This window comes from Pedobacter sp. HDW13 (genome assembly GCF_011303555.1).
Lineage (GTDB): Bacteria > Bacteroidota > Bacteroidia > Sphingobacteriales > Sphingobacteriaceae > Pedobacter.
The window spans coordinates 2560611-2579624 of record NZ_CP049868.1 but is presented as its reverse complement, the minus strand read 5'-3'; the positions used below and the strand labels follow the sequence as shown (position 1 = coordinate 2579624).

General features: G+C 36.4%; 18 protein-coding genes and 1 pseudogene. 11 read left to right on the top strand and 8 right to left on the bottom strand.

From position 1 onward, the window contains the following. Positions 1-231: 231 nt before the first annotated feature. The 5 genes from recG to G7074_RS10915 form a co-directional block, all read right to left on the bottom strand. Positions 232-2337: an ATP-dependent DNA helicase RecG gene (recG, locus tag G7074_RS10930; protein WP_166208391.1), complete on the bottom strand. Its 2106-nt coding sequence runs from the start codon at positions 2335-2337 to the stop codon at positions 232-234. Positions 2338-2342: 5 nt separating this feature from the next. Continuing rightward, on the bottom strand, positions 2343-3245 hold the full coding sequence (locus G7074_RS10925) for an EamA family transporter (RefSeq protein WP_166208389.1): 903 nt from the start codon (positions 3243-3245) through the stop codon (positions 2343-2345). Positions 3246-3247: 2 nt separating this feature from the next. Next, positions 3248-3628, bottom strand: a complete 381-nt coding sequence (locus G7074_RS10920; RefSeq protein WP_166208387.1) for a RidA family protein — start codon at positions 3626-3628, stop codon at positions 3248-3250. Between the two features lie 15 nt (positions 3629-3643). Continuing rightward, a complete protein-coding gene (locus tag G7074_RS27920; protein WP_370526646.1) occupies positions 3644-3724 on the bottom strand; it encodes a hypothetical protein in 81 nt (26 codons plus the stop codon). A gap of 158 nt (positions 3725-3882) precedes the next feature. Beyond that, the gene (locus tag G7074_RS10915) at positions 3883-5223 is read right to left on the bottom strand and encodes an OmpA family protein (protein ID WP_166208385.1); all 1341 of its coding nucleotides are present in this window, start codon (positions 5221-5223) and stop codon (positions 3883-3885) included. Positions 5224-5394: 171 nt separating this feature from the next. On the opposite strand from G7074_RS10915, the gene G7074_RS10910 reads away from it, so the two are divergent. After that, positions 5395-6684, top strand: a complete 1290-nt coding sequence (locus G7074_RS10910; protein ID WP_166208383.1) for an aminopeptidase P family protein — start codon at positions 5395-5397, stop codon at positions 6682-6684. Positions 6685-6735: 51 nt separating this feature from the next. Here G7074_RS10910 and meaB read toward each other — a convergent pair whose 3' ends face one another. Continuing rightward, positions 6736-7632, bottom strand: coding sequence for a methylmalonyl Co-A mutase-associated GTPase MeaB (gene meaB / locus G7074_RS10905; RefSeq protein ID WP_124558160.1), 897 nt, complete (start codon positions 7630-7632; stop codon positions 6736-6738). 59 nt (positions 7633-7691) lie between these two features. Here meaB and G7074_RS27165 point away from each other — a divergent pair, with 59 nt between their 5' ends. From G7074_RS27165 to G7074_RS10865, 9 genes and pseudogenes are all read left to right on the top strand, one after another. Next, a complete protein-coding gene (locus G7074_RS27165; RefSeq protein ID WP_240916522.1) occupies positions 7692-8012 on the top strand; it encodes a hypothetical protein in 321 nt (106 codons plus the stop codon). Continuing rightward, positions 8009-8566 (top strand): hypothetical protein, encoded by a 558-nt coding sequence (locus tag G7074_RS27160; protein WP_240916521.1) that lies wholly within the window; start codon positions 8009-8011, stop codon positions 8564-8566. Before G7074_RS27165 ends, G7074_RS27160 begins: the two co-directional genes overlap by 4 nt. Continuing rightward, positions 8567-9553, top strand: a complete 987-nt coding sequence (locus tag G7074_RS10895) for a glycosyltransferase family 2 protein (RefSeq protein WP_124558162.1) — start codon at positions 8567-8569, stop codon at positions 9551-9553. A 128-nt stretch (positions 9554-9681) separates the two neighbouring features. Beyond that, a pseudogene (locus G7074_RS10890) lies at positions 9682-11516 on the top strand (ABC transporter ATP-binding protein). Positions 11517-11621: 105 nt separating this feature from the next. Continuing rightward, complete coding sequence (locus G7074_RS10885) at positions 11622-11879, top strand: hypothetical protein (protein WP_166208380.1); 258 nt, start codon at positions 11622-11624, stop codon at positions 11877-11879. Beyond that, the gene (locus tag G7074_RS10880) at positions 11849-12352 is read left to right on the top strand and encodes a hypothetical protein (RefSeq protein WP_166208377.1); all 504 of its coding nucleotides are present in this window, start codon (positions 11849-11851) and stop codon (positions 12350-12352) included. Before G7074_RS10885 ends, G7074_RS10880 begins: the two co-directional genes overlap by 31 nt. Next, complete coding sequence (locus G7074_RS10875; RefSeq protein WP_166208374.1) at positions 12345-13352, top strand: hypothetical protein; 1008 nt, start codon at positions 12345-12347, stop codon at positions 13350-13352. The genes G7074_RS10880 and G7074_RS10875 overlap by 8 nt, the downstream gene beginning before the upstream one ends. 14 nt (positions 13353-13366) lie before the next feature. Then, positions 13367-14263 carry a glycosyltransferase gene (locus G7074_RS10870; RefSeq protein ID WP_166208371.1) on the top strand — a complete coding sequence of 299 codons (897 nt, stop codon included), beginning with the start codon at positions 13367-13369 and terminating at the stop codon, positions 14261-14263. A gap of 12 nt (positions 14264-14275) precedes the next feature. Continuing rightward, entirely contained in the window at positions 14276-15394 is a 1119-nt protein-coding gene (locus G7074_RS10865; protein ID WP_166208369.1) for a glycoside hydrolase family 99-like domain-containing protein, read from the top strand. Positions 15395-15443: 49 nt separating this feature from the next. On the opposite strand, the gene G7074_RS10860 is transcribed toward G7074_RS10865, so the two are convergent. Then, positions 15444-16349, bottom strand: a complete 906-nt coding sequence (locus G7074_RS10860; RefSeq protein ID WP_166208366.1) for a glycosyltransferase family 4 protein — start codon at positions 16347-16349, stop codon at positions 15444-15446. A 350-nt stretch (positions 16350-16699) separates the two neighbouring features. Here G7074_RS10860 and G7074_RS10855 point away from each other — a divergent pair, with 350 nt between their 5' ends. After that, positions 16700-17707 carry a glycosyltransferase gene (locus G7074_RS10855; protein ID WP_166208363.1) on the top strand — a complete coding sequence of 336 codons (1008 nt, stop codon included), beginning with the start codon at positions 16700-16702 and terminating at the stop codon, positions 17705-17707. Between the two features lies 1 nt (position 17708). Here G7074_RS10855 and G7074_RS10850 read toward each other — a convergent pair whose 3' ends face one another. Next, positions 17709-18797 carry an acyltransferase gene (locus G7074_RS10850; RefSeq protein WP_166208360.1) on the bottom strand — a complete coding sequence of 363 codons (1089 nt, stop codon included), beginning with the start codon at positions 18795-18797 and terminating at the stop codon, positions 17709-17711. Between the last annotated feature and the right edge of the window lie 217 nt (positions 18798-19014).

The following is a 19014-nucleotide window of genomic DNA, read 5'->3' as shown; positions in this document are numbered from 1 at the left end:
TTTATATTTGGTTAGCCGCAATATAGAAAATATTATGAATTAAGAAACGGGGTAAATTGATATTTATAAGGGATAGATTGGTAAAATTTAATCATCAAAACTACACGGCGTAGATAAAAACATACAAACATCAAAAATGTTGTTTAATATTGCTTTTGGGATTAAAGTATTTAGTGATGCAACCCGTTAAGAAATTAAATTTGAGATAGCGGGATGATAAATCTGTCGAGATTAGCTTATTTTATCAAAAGAGATTCCTCTTTCGAGCTTTTGTAAATGAGCTTTTAAGGCAGTGTGTTCTGGTTTAACCAAATGTGGATCATCTTCAAATAAAGCAATTACTGTATTTCTGGCTTCAGCTAAAATAACCTGGTCTTTAGCTAAATCGGCGAGCTTCAGCTCTAAAACCCCACTTTGTTGCGTTCCGGTAATATCGCCTGGGCCACGTAGCTGTAAATCAATCTCCGAAATTTCGAAACCGTTGTTGGTTCTCACCATAGTTTCTAAACGAACTTTACCTTCTTTGCTCAACTTATTCCCACTCATTAAAATACAGAAAGATTGTTCGGCGCCACGACCAACCCTTCCACGCAACTGGTGGAGCTGAGAAAGACCAAACCTTTCCGAATTTTCGATCACCATAACAGAAGCGTTAGGTACATTTACGCCCACTTCTATTACTGTTGTGGCTACCATTATCTGGCTTTTACCAGCTATAAACTGCTGCATTTCGAACTGTTTATCAGCGTTTGGCATTTGTCCATGCACTATACTCATCTGGTAGTCTGGTCGCGGAAACTGATAACTCAGCTGCTCTACACCAGCTTCTAAATGTAAAAGATCTAATTTTTCACTTTCCTTAATTAAGGGATAAACAATATAAACCTGACGGCCTTTAGCGATTTCCTGCTTCATAAATCCAAACATCCTGAGGCGTTGTCCCTCAAAAAGATGTTTTGTTTCAATAGGCTTTCTGCCTGCAGGCAGTTCATCAATAACAGAAACGTCCAGGTCTCCATATAAAGTCATAGCCAGGGTTCTGGGAATGGGTGTTGCTGTCATTACCAGAATATGCGGAGGAATAACATTTTTGCGCCAAAGCTTAGCACGCTGTTCTACACCGAAGCGGTGTTGCTCATCTATTACTACCAGACCAAGATTTTTAAACTGCACTTTATCTTCGATCAGCGCGTGTGTACCAATCAAAATATCGATTTCTCCACTTTCCAGCTGCTCATGCAAAATAGTACGCTCTTTCTTTTTGGTATTTCCGGTAAGAATAGCCACTTTCACTAAATCATCAGTAACCAATTCAGTTATCGAAGCATAATGCTGGCGAGCCAAAATCTCGGTCGGAGCCATCATACAAGCCTGATAGCCGTTATCATTAGCCAAAAGCATACTCATTAGCGCCACAGCGGTTTTACCGCTTCCTACATCGCCCTGTACAAGGCGGTTCATCTGCACGCCACGCTGGGTATCAATCCTGATTTCTTTAACCACGCGCTTTTGCGCATTGGTAAGCTCGAAGGGTAAAAACTCCTTGTAAAAACGGTTCACTTTATCTCCAACCTTATCAAAAGCCACCCCTTTAAATTTTAACTGCCGAAGCTGTTTGTTATGTAAAAGCTGAAGTTGAATAAAGAATAGCTCTTCAAATTTCAAACGTCTTTCTGCAGCACTCAGATCCTTTTGATTCTTTGGAAAATGAATATTCAGTAATGCCAGTCTTTTATCCGGCAGCTGGTATTTATCGATTATATATGCAGGTAAATTTTCGGTCACCTGCTGAATTACCTGATCAAGCAACCCTGCAATTAAGCGCTGAATACCTTTAGAATCGAGATTGAACTTTTTTAGCTTTTCAGTCGAATTATAAACAGGTTGCAAGGTTAAATTTCCTCTGCCAACAGGCTTATTCTGATACAGCTCCATTTCGGGATGAGAAATGCTAAAGGTACCATTAAAGGATGTTGGCTTACCAAATGCCACGTAAGCCGTACCCACTTGAATGTTATCGTCAACCCATTTTAAACTCTGAAACCATACCAGTTCCATTATTCCTGTTTCATCTTTAAAAATAGCTACAACCCGCTTTGATCTTTTATCGCCAATTACCTTTTTACCAATTATCCGTCCAATGATCTGAATATATTGAGAATCGATATTGATTTGATTGATCTTAAAATACTTGGTACGATCGATATACCGAAAGGGATAATGCGCCAGCATATCCTGAAAAGTAAAAAGACCTAAATCTTTTTTCAAAACATCGGCACGACTAGGCCCTACGCCTTTTATAAATTCAACAGGAGTATCTAGGATCGAATTAAACAAAATAATTATTGTTTCTTATAAACTATATTTTTTAGCAATTGCGCATTAAAAATAACGATAGACAATAGTAAAAGCAAATAAGCAAAAAGCTGATGACTATCTATTTGTTCTTTGAAATAGAAAAATGCCACTGCAAAAGCAACAATAGGATTAAGATAAATTAAAATGCCCAAGGCCGATGAGGGCATCCCCAACAGGGCATAAGAATTTAAAAATAAAGGGATAATGGTAAATACGATGGCAATTAAAAAGATATGCGACCAAAAAATGGTTTCGATTGGAAACAGATCTGAATTAACCAAATACATAGGCAGCATCATAAAGCCCGACAGAATTAATTGTACACCAAGAAAATTAAATTTATCAATTCCCTTAATTACTTTTAAAACAATTACGTAAACAGCATAAAATGAAGCAATCAGAATGGCCCAAAGCACCTCTTGTAAAGAACCTGTTGCCAAAAGCAGAATACTGATTAGCGCGACGATTAGTGCAATGATTTTTTCTCTGCTTAATTGCTCTTTTAAGACAATAAAGCCACAGAGGGCAGTTAGCAATGGGCAAACCATATAAGCAAAAGCAGCGGCCTTTAAACTCACACCATTTACTGCATAAATATAGGTAAACCAATTTCCAGTAATTAGAAAAGCTGATAAGACGGTCAGCAGTATCAGTTTGGTTTTATTAGACGAGTTCAGAGATTTAAAAAAAGTATAATCCTTTTTAAGGCTTGCTCTTCTAAACAACAAAATTGTTGACCAAACCATTAATATGGAAACAAATATCCGGTAATATAAAATTTCTTGTGGCGGAAAGCCTTTTATGTTACGCAAAGGAATTGACATTGTTCCCCAGATAATGTAAGGAACAATGCCAGCAATAAAATATTTGCTTCTAGCTGCAGCCAAAATTATCCTACAATGGCAATCACAGAAATTTCTACGTTTACATTTTTAGGTAATACAGAAACCTGAACAGTCTCGCGAGCCGGAAAATCGGCAGTGAAATATTGACCATAAACTTCATTAACCTGTGCAAAGGTACCCATATCGCTTAAAAAGATTGTCGACTTTACCACATGATCAAAGTTTAATCCAGCTTCAAGTAGCACAGCCTTAAGGTTACGCATTACCTGATGTGTTTCTTCTTCGATATTGCCAATATTTAATTCTCCACTTTCAGGGTTAATAGCTACCTGACCAGATACGAATAAAAAGTTACCGGCTTGTACAGCCTGACTATATGGCCCAATCGGAGCTGGAGCATTTGTTGTTTTAATAATTTGTTTCATAAGTGTTTTTTAAGATTACTTAGCAAGCCACTGAATCAGCTTGTAAATGATACCTGCGAGAAAAATAGATATGGCCAGTGCATTGATAAAATGCATAATCCTGATATTGATATTGGTTGGCCTGTTGGGATCCTTTTTTCGAAAGAAATACATAATACAAACTTAGCGAAAAAGCTTAACACAGAAAACTAAACGGCACAAAAAAAGTCCCGATTTGCATCGGGACTTTTTTAAAAAAATTTTATATTGAAATACTAGTTTCTAGCAGTTTCAACACGACGGTTTTGGATACGACCTTCTTCAGTATCGTTAGAAGCAATTGGATTAGCTTCGCCATTACCTTTAGTAGCAACTTGACTAGCGTTAACGCCAGAGTTTACTAAGTAAGTTTTAACAGAGTTAGCTCTGTCTTTAGATAATTTCAAGTTATATGCAGCAGTACCTTCGCTTGAAGCGTAACCGTTTACAGTTACTTTACCACCGTTTTCACGTAACACTGAAGATAATTTATCTAAAGTAGGGTAAGACTCAGTTTTTAAAACTGAAGAGTTGAAATCGAAAGCGATTTTTTCGAAACCAGTTACGTTAGATGTAGCAGTTTCAACTGGAGCTGGTTTTGGAAGAGGACAACCTGAACCATCAACAGCAGTACCAGCAGGAGTACCTGGACATTTATCGAATTGATCAGCAACACCGTCACCGTCAGTATCTTTTTTCAAATCTTCAACAGATTTCTCAACAGCAGAAACACGGTTTTTCAATGCTTCAACTTCTTGACGTAAAGTTGGATCTTTTAACTCATCATACATAGTAGCTAATGGGTTAGTCCACTCTAAACTTGGTTTAGCAGAAGAACCTAAAGAGAATTCTAAACCAGCATAACCGTAAGAGAATTTATCTTTACTTTCACCTTTAGCATAAATTCCATCCACGTTATCAGCGTCAACAAAGTTCATAGTGTAACCTAAGTTAAAGTTAACACGCTCAGAAACCTTGAATTTAACACCAGCACCAACTGGAATATAGAAACCTTTTACGTAGTCTTTAGCATCGTGTCTGTCATCAGCAGGACCGATAGCTTTACCTTTCCAGTCGATTACACCTGAAGTAGTGGTTACCTTAGGAGCATAAGCCATCATACCAGCACCAGCTGTTAAGAAGAAGCCTACAGAGTTTTCACGACGTAAGAAATCGATAGAACCTAAGTTCACAACACCACGTAAATCTACTGCATATTGTAATTGAGTTTCGAATTCTTTAACTGATGAAGTAATACCATCGTTATTACCAGAAAGTTTACCACGAGTTCCGTTTAATTCTAAACCGAAAGAGTGACCTAATTGTTTACGGATGTTTAAACCGTAACCTAAGTTAGCATCCCATTTGTTGAAGTCGTTAGAACCACCGATAGCTACAACTGGCATTAAAACACCACCGTGTACACCGATAGACCAAGTTCTGTACTGACCTCTACCGCCAAATACCTTGACAGCAGAAGAGGTTGCAGGAGCATCCTGAGCGACAGCAAGAGAAGCAACTCCTGTTAATGCCACTAAAGAAAGCGCAACACTTTTCTTTAAAGTAGAATAATTCATAATCTTTTTCTTTTTTAAGGGTTAAACAATTTAATTGATTAATTTTTTAGTAATCGCAAAATTAAACAAAATTTTAAATTTTCAAACTTTTATACAAACTCCGTTCCAAACTTCACAGTCATTGATCATTTTCTTACATTTGGCCGTTACCCATATAAAAATACCATTTTCATGAAATATCCTACTATTGATCAGTCATTATTTATTTTAAATAGAAAAAATTTCAATAAACACCTAAAAAACAATTCATTAGCAATATTCAATGCAAGTGATGAGTTTCCAAGAAGTGGCGATCAGAACTTTGTTTTTAAGCAAAATCCCGATTTATTTTATTTATCCGGAATTGACCAGGAACAAACGATATTATTATTATATCCCGATTGTCCTAATCCTTTGTACAGGGAAGTCCTGTTTTTAAGACAGACTAACGATTATATTAAAGTTTGGGAAGGTTATAAGTACACCAAAGAGCAAGCAAAGGCCGCTTCGGGTATTGAAACAATATATTGGCTGGAAGATTTTGACAACATTTTACACAGTATTGTTAACTACGCCGAACATATTTATTTAAATACAAATGAAAACGACCGGTATTCTCACGAAGTTCCATACCGCGATATCCGTTTTATCGAAAAAATGAGGGCAAAATATCCATTGCATCATTACGAACGTTCAGCACCCATTATGCGGGATTTACGTGCGGTTAAATCGGATGTTGAGGTAGAATTAACCAAAAAAGCCTGCGCCATAACCCGCGATGCTTTTATTAGGGTACTGAAATTTACCAAGCCTGGGGTAAAAGAATATGAGATCGAGGCAGAGATTATTCACGAATTTATCCGTCAGGGCGGAACCGGACATGCATACACACCGATTATCGCGTCAGGGCACAATGCAAACATTCTGCACTACAACGATAACAATCAGGAATGCAAAGATGGCGATGTAATTCTTTTTGATTTTGGGGCAGAATATGCTAATTACAATGCAGATATGAGCCGTTCGATACCGGTAAATGGAAAATTTACGCCAAGGCAAAAGGATGTTTACAATGCAGTGCGCCATGTAATGAAAGAATCTATTAAATTAATTGGTGAAGGTGTATTGTGGAATACCTACCACGAACAGGTTGGAGAGATTATGACAGAGCAATTGGTTAATCTTGGTTTGATTTCGTTGGAAGACGTGAAAAAACAAAGCCGTGCCTATCCGGTGTATAAAAAATATTTTATGCATGGCACATCGCATCATTTGGGAATAGATGTACACGATTTTGCAGGGAGATACACGCCGTTTGCCATTGGTAACATCTTAACCGTTGAACCTGGTATTTATATTCCCGAGGAAGGATTGGGTATCCGCTTAGAAAACAACATCCTGATTACAGCAAATGGTAATGTAGATTTAATGGCCGATATCCCATTAGAGGCAGGAGAGATAGAAGATATTATGAACAGTTAATTCAGTTAGCGATTTACAGTGCTCAGCTAACCGGTTTAAACAAAAAACCAGTTAAGCTCTGTCAAAGCTATCCGCAAAGCGATAAATATTAAAGTCATCATTTTTTAAAGCTGCCTGAATTTTTTCTCGCAGCTTTTTTTTATCAATATCAATCATTCTTTTATGCTGAATAAGTTTCCATGCTTTTTCGGCAAAAAGGAATGCCTTACGGTTATGATCTGTTTTTGGGGATTTGGCAATCCAGGCACACAATTCATCAATCCCTGAGTTTTTATCGGCAATTGTCTTTAAAATCGGGATCGTCTTTACCCCTTGATGAACGATTTTCTTCAAATTATTGGTAAAGGTATCAGCGCCATCTCTATCAGCCTTATTGATTACAAAACAATCCGCAATCTCCATTAGTCCCGATTTGATGTTCTGAATTTCATCTCCAGATTCAGGTACCAGCACAACAATTGTTTTATCGGCAAGGCCTGCTATTTCCACCTCCGATTGCCCAACACCAACCGTTTCAACAATAATTAGGTCAAATTTAGCTGATTTTAAAACATCGACCATTTCGATTGTTTTTGCAGAAATTCCACCCAGCGCTCCCCGTGTAGCCAACGATCGGATGTATACATTTGGATTGTTAAACTGACTGGCCATACGAATCCTGTCTCCTAGTAGAGATCCAAAATTAAATGGCGAAGTAGGATCTATCGCTAAAATCGCAATACGTTTCCCTTCAGCTACAAAATGATTGGTTATCACATTTACCAGGGTACTTTTACCCGCTCCGGGAGGCCCGGTAATACCCAAAACAGTTGTATTGGCCTTACAATCCAAATCCCTTAAAATCGAACTGGCCGGGTTAATATTATTTTCAACAAGCGTTAACGCCCTTGCCAAAGCCCTGTAGTTACCTGCCTTTACTTCGCTTAAAATGGATAGGTGCGTATTCATCAATAAAACTATCTTTGTACAAATAAACAAAAATTATCAGCTACAAAGCACCACCACGAATGAAAGTTACCGGTTTTACCTTTTTAAGAAATGCAATTGTAAACGATTATCCCGCAAAAGAAGCCATACTTTCAGTGTTACCCTTGTGTGATGATTTTATCGTGGCATTGGGCAATTCCTCTGATGAAACTGCTGAAATGGTTAAAAGTATCGATCCTAAAATTAGGACCATTGATACGGTTTGGGATGACAGCATACGGGAAGGTGGACGCGTTTTTGCCGACGAAACCAATAAAGCCCTGGCCGAAATAAGTGCCGATACCGATTGGATGATCTACATTCAGGGGATGAGGCAATACACGAAGATTATCTCCCTTTGATTAAAAAAGAAATGGAGCAGGAACTCAATAATCCAAATGTTGAAGCCCTCCTTTTAAAATATAAACACTTCTACGCTTCTTATGATTATTTGGCAGAATCGAGGCGTTGGTACAGAAGAGAAGTTAGGATTATCAAAAACCTATCAGGAGTAAGTTCTTATCGCGATGCTCAGGGCTTCAGGATTAATGAAAGAAAGCTAAAGGTTAAATTAATTGATGCTTACATCTATCATTATGGTTGGGTAAAACCACCAAAGGGTTTACAGGGCAAGGTGCGTAACTTCAATCAATTTTATCAAACACCAGAGTGGATAGAGGAAAATTATCCTGTTCAGGATACCTACGACATGCACAATGCCGATCGTTTAGTGCATTTTAAGGGTAGCCATCCAAAAGTAATGCAGGCCAGAATTGCTGCCGCAAACTGGAAGTTTGACAAAGATTTAACCAAAGAAACCCCGAAAATGAATTTCCGCAGAAGGGTTTTACAAAAAATTGAAGACTTAACCGGCTTGCGCTTATTTGAATACCGAAACTATAAAATTGTAAAGTAGATGCAGAAAAGCGTTTCCATCGTAATACCAAACTATAATGGCAGGCATCTGCTCGAAAAGTACCTCCCTTCGGTTTTTGCCGCTGCCGAAAATGCAAATACCGAATTTGAGGTCATTGTTATCGACGATGGTTCTAAAGATGATAGCATATTATTTATCAAAGCAAATTACCAGCATGTAAAACTGCTTATTAACGATCGGAATAGAGGTTTTTCTTTTACCTGTAACCACGGCATCAGCGAAGCTAAATACGAATTGATTTTGCTTTTAAACTCTGATGTTAAACTTACACCAAACTACTTTGAACATCAATGGAAGTATTTTAACAAGCCCGATACTTTTGGGGTCATGGCTCGCATTATGAGCTTTGATGAAACCAGAATAGAAGATGCTGCCCGTTTATTGTACTATAGCGGTTGCCGAATAAAAGCAAATAAGTTTTATTATAGCGAAAATGCTGCAGATGAAGAGGTTTATACTGCTTATCTTTCGGGGGCGAATGCTTTAGTAGATGCAACGAAATTAAAAGAGCTTGGTGGTTTTGACGAAATTTACTCCCCATTCTCTTCAGAAGATTTTGATTTAAGCCTACGTGCATGGCAATTGGGTTGGAAATGTTATTACGAGCACCGGTCTTCATGTTTCCATCACGTAAGCGGTAGCACAAAAACGCAGATCAAATCCAATTTTATCAAAAAAATCTACTACCGCAACCGTTACATCCTGCAGGGAATCCATCTGCACGGATTAAGAAAAGCTTTATACCCATTGCAACAGGCTTTTACCGAATTGATTCCTAAGCTGCTTACTGGCAAAACCTGGGTATTGGAAAGCTATAAAGATTATTTAGCCCATAAAGATCTTATTAATGATAGTAAAGCACATTTAGAAGCCCTAAAACATAAATACAATTCTAACCTAAATGTTTCGGATGTGATGGCCATTATCAATCAATCTGTTAACCATAAAAAAATTAAACGATTGTAATTTTAGTGACCGCTTTCCCCAAAAACGACAAGGTTGATTTGAAAACCGTACCTTTACCAAGTTTTAATTAGATTTTTTGGGCTTGTTTTATAACATATTCCATCTTACATATTCCATTTTAAATAAAAATGAAAACATATTTTCGTTTATTATCTTTTGCTAAACCCATAGAAAAATTTGCAATACCTTACGTTATTGCAACATTGCTTTCGATTTTATTTGGCACCTTAAATCTGGCCTTACTATCTCCGCTTTTCGAAACACTTCTGAACAACAAGAATAAAGAATGTAAAACAGAATCTCTAACTGAAAAGGCAGCTTCCTCTTTTGACATATTGGCCCAGTTTAGGAAATTTGTAAATGATTCAATAAATATACATGGTCCCGAAAAAACACTTGGATATGTATGTATTGTAATTATTATTTCGGTACTACTTTCTAACCTATTTAAATATTTTTCTCAAAGGTATATGGAGGATCTAAGAGTCCATACCCTTCTGAACCTCCGCAAAACAGTATTCAACAATGTAATGAATATGCATGTTGGTTTTTTTAACAATGAACGAAAAGGCGATATTATATCAAAGGTTGCTTCTGACGTACAGGTTGTACAATTTACGGTTACCAATACACTTCAGGTAGTATTTAAAGAACCTGTAACCTTAATTGTTTATGTTGTTCTACTATTTAACATCTCTGCCAAACTTACTTTTTTCTCCTTACTGGTTATACCTGTATCAGCCTTTATCATCAGTAAAATTGTTAAACGCCTAAAACAACAGGCTAAAGAATCTCATGAGTCTTTCGCAAAAATGATTGGCTTTCTGGACGAAGCACTTAGTGGTATCAAGATTATAAAAGCTTTTAATTCTACCGAAAGGATTAAAGACAAGTTTAATCAGGAAAACATTTATTACTCCAATTTAACCCGCAAAATGACAAGAAGGCAACAACTTGGCTCTCCTGTTTCTGAATTTTTGGGTGTATTAATGGTTGCAACTATTGTTTGGTATGGAGGATCACTCATAATAAACAATCAAAGTGATGCCCTTGCTGCTACAGACTTTATAGCCTATATCGCTATTTTTTCACAAGTGATGAGACCTGCTAAAGCATTAACTGATTCATTTAGCGGTATCCATTCAGGTATTGCCGCAGGCGAACGTGTTTTAGATCTAATCGACACCAAACCGTTGCTGGTTAACTCACCGGAAGCAAAAGCACTTGAAGACTTTAACCATGCCATAAAGTTTAAAGATGTATCTTTCAGTTATGGAGAAAAACAGATTCTGAACAACATTAACTTCGACATCGAAAAGGGAAAAACCATAGCTTTGGTGGGTCCATCGGGTGGTGGAAAAAGTACTTTAATGGATCTTCTTCCACGTTTCCATGATCCAAAATCGGGTAGCATCAAAATTGATGGCCATGATTACAAAGATCTTACGGCTGAAAGCATCAGGGCACAAATGGGAACCGTTAACCAGGAATCTTTCCTTTTTAACGATACCATTTTTAACAACATTGCATTTGCCAATCCCAATGCAACTATGGAAGAAGTAGTTGCTGCAGCAAAAATTGCCAACGCGCACGATTTTATTGAAAATACAGAAAATGGTTACCAATCTTTTGTTGGCGACAGGGGAAATAGACTTTCTGGCGGGCAAAGACAACGTGTTTGTATTGCGAGAGCCGTATTGGCAAACCCCCAATTATGCTATTGGATGAGGCTACATCTGCATTGGATACCGAATCAGAAAAACTGGTTCAGGAAGCCCTCAATAATTTAATGAAAAACCGTACCTCGATTGTAATTGCGCATCGCTTAAGTACCATACAGCACGCCGATAAAATTATTGTGATAGATAAAGGTAGCGTTGTAGAAACCGGAAGTCACAGCGAATTAATGGCTACCAATGGTTTATACAAACGTTTAATCGATATGCAGGCTTTTACTGATTAATTTATGGGTACAGCTTTAAATTTAGCCAGATCAATTTCCACCCCTGTTTACGAATATGAATATTCGATATGCACTCTAGTAACCAGAAAATCAGAATATACAGAAATGCTTGATTCATTTCTTCAGAAAGGGTTTGATGAAAAAAGCTGTGAGTATCTGTTTATCGATAATACAGAAGGATCCGGATTTGAAGCTTTTAAGGGATTAAATCAATTTCTACAGCAGGCAAAGGGAAAATACATCATCTTGTGCCATCAGGACATTATCATACACGATCACGACAGGAAACATTTATCCGAACGGATCCTCGAGATCGAACAAAACGATCCCAATTGGGCTATATTGGCCAATGCCGGGGCATAAACCTTAAGTGGATTGCCACAAACATTACGCAGGGATCCGGTAAAGTAATTAAGGAACCTAAACTGCCCTTAAAAACAAAAACAGTTGACGAGAATTTCATGGTCGTTAAAAACAGTGCTAACCTTGCACTTTCGCATAACTTATCTGGTTTTCACATGTATGGCCCTGATTTATGTCTAATTGCCGATGTTTTGGGTTTTAACGCTTATGTAATCGATTTTAACATCATACATAAAAGCAACGGCAATCCCGATGAATCCTTCCGTAGATTGAGAAAGGCATTTATCAAAAAGTACAACCACGCTTTTAGGGGCCGTTTCATGACAACAACCATTACACGTTACTATTTATCGGGTAATTGGTTTACGGCCTGGTTTTACAATTTACAACCTATAAAATTTTTCGTCAGGCAATATTATAAAGCTTTTAAGCCAAAGAAATTATATGTACTAGAGGTTAAAAAAGATGCTTAAAATAAAGAAAGATTCTACCATATACATTTTCTGCGCACCGAATTTTGCAACCGGTGGCCCAGAAGCCTTACATCAATTGGCACATCAGCTTATAAAAATGGGCATGAACGCCAAAATGTACTATTTCCCGCTTGTAAAGCCTAAGGCAGATCCGGTTCATCCATTTTATAAAGGCTATAACGTACCTTATGTTACAACGCTAGAAAACTCGACATCCAATTTCCTGATCTTACCCGAAACTTCTCCTGAAATCATTTTTAAAAAGGAGTTTAGCAAAATTAAAAAGATAATTTGGTGGTTAAGTGTAACTAACTATTACAAAATGTTAGCACCTGTTATCAGACGAACCAGGCGAAAACCAATCTACTGGATCAGAAAAATATATAATCCTATTGAGTTTGCAACATTAACCAAAATAAAGGAAATGAGTATTGCGAATATTGGCCATTCTTATTTTTCGATGGATCATTTAGCTAAAGCCGGAATAAAGCCAATTGGCCAAATATCCGATTATATGAACCACCAGTTCTTTATGCGGGTAGATAATCAGATCACAAAAGAAGATATCATTATTTACAATCCGGTAAAAAACGGGGAATATTTACAGAAGATTATTGCCAAAACCCCTACCCTTAACTGGGTTGCATTAAAAGGATTAACTCCCGAAAAAGTAGCTGATAGGATGAATAGGGCCAAACTTTATGTAGATTTTGGTTATCACCCAGGCAAAGAAAGAATGCCAAGGGAGGCCTGTATTATGCGTTGCTGTATGATTATCGGTAAAGAAGGCTCGGCCGCTTTTGATCAGGACATGCCAATCCTTGAAAAATACCGTTTTGATAAAACAGACGATAATATCGATGCAATCATAGAAACGATAAATACCTGCTTAAACAACTACGACGAAGAAATTAAGAACTTTATTCCCTACCGTGAAGCCCTTTACCGTGAAGAACAGGAATTTGAAGCAGCGGTAAAAACAGTTTTTGTAAATGCTTAAATCTTTTTCTGCCGATGCAACCTCTAATTTCGATAGCGCTATGCACATACAACGGAGCTAAATACCTGCATCAGCAGTTAACAAGCATCTTAAACCAAACCTATAAAAACATTGAGGTTATTATAGTCGATGACAGTTCTACGGATGACACCATAGATATTGTAAAAACCTTTGAAAAATCTTACCCTCAAATCAAATTATATCAAAACAAGCAAAATCTCGGTTTTAACAAGAATTTTGAAAAAGCAATAACACTAACCACTGGCGATTACATTGCAATCAGTGACCAGGATGATATATGGGAATTAAATAAACTGGAACTCTTGCTTAACCACATTGGCGAAAACTGGCTCATTTTTTCTAATTCGGTATTTGTAGATGAACATAATAATGATTTAAATAAAACCCTGCTTCAGCAAACTTCTGAACTTGGTAAGAGAGATTTCAGGAGTTTACTTTTTTATAACTTTGTTACTGGTCATACTGTCCTTTTTAAACGCATCTTTATTACCTATATATTACCAATTCCTAATGAAGGTTACTACGATTGGTGGATGGGCTTCATTGCTCTTTACCATCAAAAAATAGCCTATTTAAATAGCAATTTAACACGGCACAGAATTCACAGCAGTTCTGTAATGAATAAAGAGGAACAGGCTAATTCCAGTAAACAAAATGAGGCTCGTTTTTTGGAAAAAACAAAAAACCTTGAAATTTTAAAAGATTACGCGAACCTTAGTACAGAAGATAAACATCTTATTACTGAATTATATAATAGCTTTACAAAAAAGAGCAGATACAATACGTTTCTGATCACTCAAATGATCAGAAATTATCCATATTATTTCCCCGATTTAAAAAAGAGAAATCTTATCAGCCGATTTAATTTCGCTTTAAAAATGGGATATTAACATCAACAGTTTATGCAAAATTCTACCAGCAAAAATAACCTGAAGGCCATAGCCCTTTACCTGCCACAATTCCATCCTTTTAAGGAAAACGACGAATGGTGGGGAAAAGGTTTTACAGAATGGACAAATGTTACCAAATCGAAACCAAAATTTAAAGGACATTATCAGCCCCATTTGCCAACTGATTTAGGCTTTTATGATCTTAGATTATTGGACACCATGATTGAGCAGGCTGTCCTCGCAGAAGCTTATGGCGTTTATGGTTTCTGTTTTTACCACTACTGGTTTAATGGAAAACTTTTAATGGAAAACCCATTGGAACAAATGTTAAAATCTAAAAAACCTGATTTCCCTTTTTGTTTATGTTGGGCGAATGAAAACTGGACCAGGCGGTGGGATGGGTTGGAGGCAGATGTTTTAATTAAGCAGGAATATGACTTAAAAGACGACCTTGAACATATCCAATACCTAATGCCATTTTTTAAGGATGAGAGATATATCAAAATTGATGGTAAGCCTGTTTATCTGATGTATCGGTCAGAACTTCATCCAAATATCAACGAGGCCGTAAAAATATGGCGCGAGGAAGCAAAAAAAGCTGGTTTTGAAGACCTCTATCTGATCAGGGTAGAAAATTTCAAGAGAGATTTCGATCCTAAAGGCCATGATTTTGATGCCAGTATGGAATTTGCCCCAGATTTTTCAATCCCTTTACAGAAATACAGTAAAAAAGAACCGATTAATCATTTTTTCAGGAAGCTACTTCATAAAACCGCTATAAAAGAGAATGGACTGCTTGCCAATAAAGTATTCGACTATGAAGAAATGGTTGATAAAATGGAAAAAAAAGCACCCAAACCGTATAAATACTTCCGTTCAGTTTTTCCGAGCTGGGATAATTCGGCAAGAAGGGCCAAAGATGCAACCGTTTTTGTAAACTCAAGCCCTGAGAAATTTCAGGAATGGGTTACAAAAACAGCCCAATATACCAATGAACATTTTAACGGAGAAGAGCGCTTATTTTTTGTAAACGCCTGGAATGAATGGGCAGAAGGCTGCCACTTAGAGCCCGATCAGCAATATGGTCACCGTTATTTAAAGGCGTTAAAAAACGGACTGGAATCAGCATAATCCGAAAACCTAATGATGTAAAAAGACCGGCGATCGATCGGGGATAATATTAATTTACACTATCCAGTATATTCTCCAAAATCGACACCTGTTTTTTTACTTCATAACCAGATGCTTGCCGCTTTATTTCTTCGACGTTAAACCTTTCAGGATTGTTTTTAACCGCCATCATGGCTGCCGCTAAATCTTTTGCCCTCCAGGAATCTACAACAATCCCGGTACCCTCTTTTACAAATTCGCTAATTCCTCCAGAATTAAAGCCCACAATTGGCTTGCCCAGCGATGCCGCTTCTAACATTACCAATGGAAATGAATCTTCCCTGGACAATAATAAAAAGCCATCGGCAGAATTAAGATAATTGTAGTATTCTGTACTTTGTGCACCTAAAAATTTAACTCTACCGGGGTATTTATTTTCGACAGCCTTTTTAGCATAATAGTATATTCCCGTATTTTCCTCTCCACCAATCCAGATAATTTTAATATTATCTGGAAGTTCCTGGAGTAACAAAACCAAAAAATCAACCCCTTTTATCAAAGATGTTTTACCAGAAATTGCCCAAACAAAATCCTGATCCTTAAAACCAGTATTTGCCTTTACTTCTTCAGCAGTTTTTGTACAAACTATTTTAGATTTATCGATAAATCCATACAGCAAATTCACATCAGGCCTACCCATATTAGTAATCTTTTCACATACAGCTTCCGAGCAGCCAATTAAAGCTGCTGATGAAGATACAATTGTTTCTAAATCTGTATAAGAAACAAAGTTATAAGCTAATGGTAACTCATGCGCATGCGTGATCACTTTAACCCCCAATTTCTTCGCTATTGGATAAACCTCAGGAATTACAATCGTGTTTACATACCAAAAATCCACTTTGTTTTTTTTATGTATCTGGCTTAGCTGATATGCTAAAGAATCTATTTTAAAGATCTTTAAAATAGACCTCAAAAGCCTTAAAGATCTTTTCGGATTTTTTTTATAGGGCAGGAAATGTTTAATTTCACCAGGCAGTTCATCAATGAGTACACCTTTATCTTTGGTAAATAAAAGGGGCATAAACTTCTCTTTGTTTAAATTGGTTAAAGAGTACCAAAGCAACATTTCTGAACCTGTTCTACCTAGGTTATGCGTTATAAACAATATTTTCTTCATCTAATCTCCGATATGAAAGTAACCTTATTTTTTTTACAGGATATGCAAATTAAAGCATAAATAATGTAATTGCATTTACACCACACTAGTTTGTTGGTATATTTGGAACTAATTACTTAAGTTCAAATTTATCTATTTTGCAAATAATGGGACATCCAAAAATAACTGTATTTATGGCTGCTTACAATCAGGCAGATTTTATCAAACATTCCATAAATAGCATATTAATCCAAAGCTTCCCTGATTTTGAATTGATTGTCGTAGATGATGGTTCTACTGACGATACTGTTTCGATTGTTAAATCATTTAATGATGAAAGAATCAGACTGATACAGAATGAAAGTAATAAAGGTTTGATTTATACCAGAAACCTCTTGTTAACGTTGGCAAAGGGTGAATATATTGCAATACTGGATGCAGATGACATTGCTTATCCCAATAGACTTAAACTTCAGTACAAGTATCTTCTGGCTAACCCAGATGTGGTACTATGTGGTGGTCATGCAGCGATAATTAATGAGCATAGCGAAAAAACAGGAACAAAATTAATGGTACCGGTAGATAATACGGTTGATTTATTTATGTTGTTCGGAAATCCTTTCGTTAATTCTACAACGATGTTTAAAACCAATGTTTTTATCGAACTTGGGGGTTACCAAAACTATACAATATCCGAAGATTTTGACCTTTTTATACGAATGGCAGAGAAGTATCAAGTTGCAAACCTGGATGAAACACTTGTCGATTATCGTATCCATAGCAATAATACCTCTTCATTAAACCTAGATATAAGACTTGCAAATGAGAGAAAAATTATCAGTAGTATGCAAGAACATATTGGCTTAACAAATCATGCAAAGTGGATTAATTTACATGTTGAATTGTTCAACTGGAGTCTCAGTAAAACACACTTAGGTGATTATTTAAACCTGTTCCATGAGCTTAAATTAGCTAACAATATTTCTAAAAGACATAACCCAGAACGATTTAATCGTTTTCTGTTTAATAAATGGATGGAGATTTTAATATCTGACCAGATTAATGGTCTGAACTTAAAATGGTACTTTAAAACTGAGATATTCGAAAGGAACTATTTTAATTTTAAGAAATTTAGAAGGGCAGCAAAAAACAGTCTTAAACAAATTTTAGACTAGATTACTGCCCAACAGTCCATTTCATTCTGGTTTTGATAAGTACTGCAGATAACAAATAGCTGATAGAATAGGCTATTAAAAATCTAAAGACTAGCAACCCTGTGTTTTCGTAAACATTATAATGTTCCACATCTAATTTCAAAGGTTGAAAAATCAGGGGTAAAAGCCTTTCAATTACGATACTGTGTAATAAATATATTCCAAATGTCGTTTCCCTGGGCTTAAGGCGATTAAGGATTTTAATGTTTCCTATTTTAAGTAAAACTCCAAAGGCTACAAACGAATAAATAATATTTGTTATACGAAGCGTATTGTAAGCATCTTTACTTCCTAATTTAATAAGGATTACAGATTCTCCAATGCCCAGCGCAAAAGTTAATACTAAACAAAATATCCAGATTAACCACGGTGTTTCTTTTACAAACTTCTTTACCTCTACATAATATCTGTTTAAATATACCCCAAGCCACAGATAGAATACAAAACCAAAAAGGGCAGAAGTATGCGTAGTTTCGAACCATTTAAAATATAAATTTACACTATACACAAGTGAAATTAATCCAAAAAATACCCCAAGCCAATACTTATAAAGATATTTTTTAAACACCAGCAATAAGGTAATACAGATTAAAAAATTAAGAATAAACCAGTACGGGCTAAAGAACAATACCCGGTAAACAAAATCCGAGATATAAGCCCAGAAATTTGTAAACATTAAGCCACCATCACTTCCTTTAAAAAAAGCAACGCACCTATCCAGCATTGTAATGGCAATAAAAACAAACATCCAGAAAAGCCAAGGGCTTACTGTATTTTTGAACCTATTTTTTAGATATTGGACTGCTGAATACTCTTGAAATTTATGGTTTATCAGGAAACCACCTATCAAAAAAAAGGCTACTGTAGAGAACTTAAAAAACTGTATAACGCCTGCTTCCACAATCGTATCCCCAATGGTATTATACATAGGAGCCTGAACAATGTGGCTGTGCTCAAATACAATACCCATCATGGAGATACACCGGATGGTATTAACGAAATCAAAATTCTTTTTTACAGCCGCAGTTTCTTTCTTTAATTCGATATCCATTAAATGTTTTGGTAGATGAATCGGCAAATATCCGTTAAAAAAAGGGTTCAGAATTAATTATGAACCCTTTTAACATTTATGTACGTAAAATATTACAGTTGTAGATATTGCTTTCTGTATCCCTTCTTAATCATATTTGCGGGAGCAGTTCCTCTTCTTAAAAATAACGAATTAGATTTTGTCATATCACAACTGGATAAAATTGCAGGACTCTACA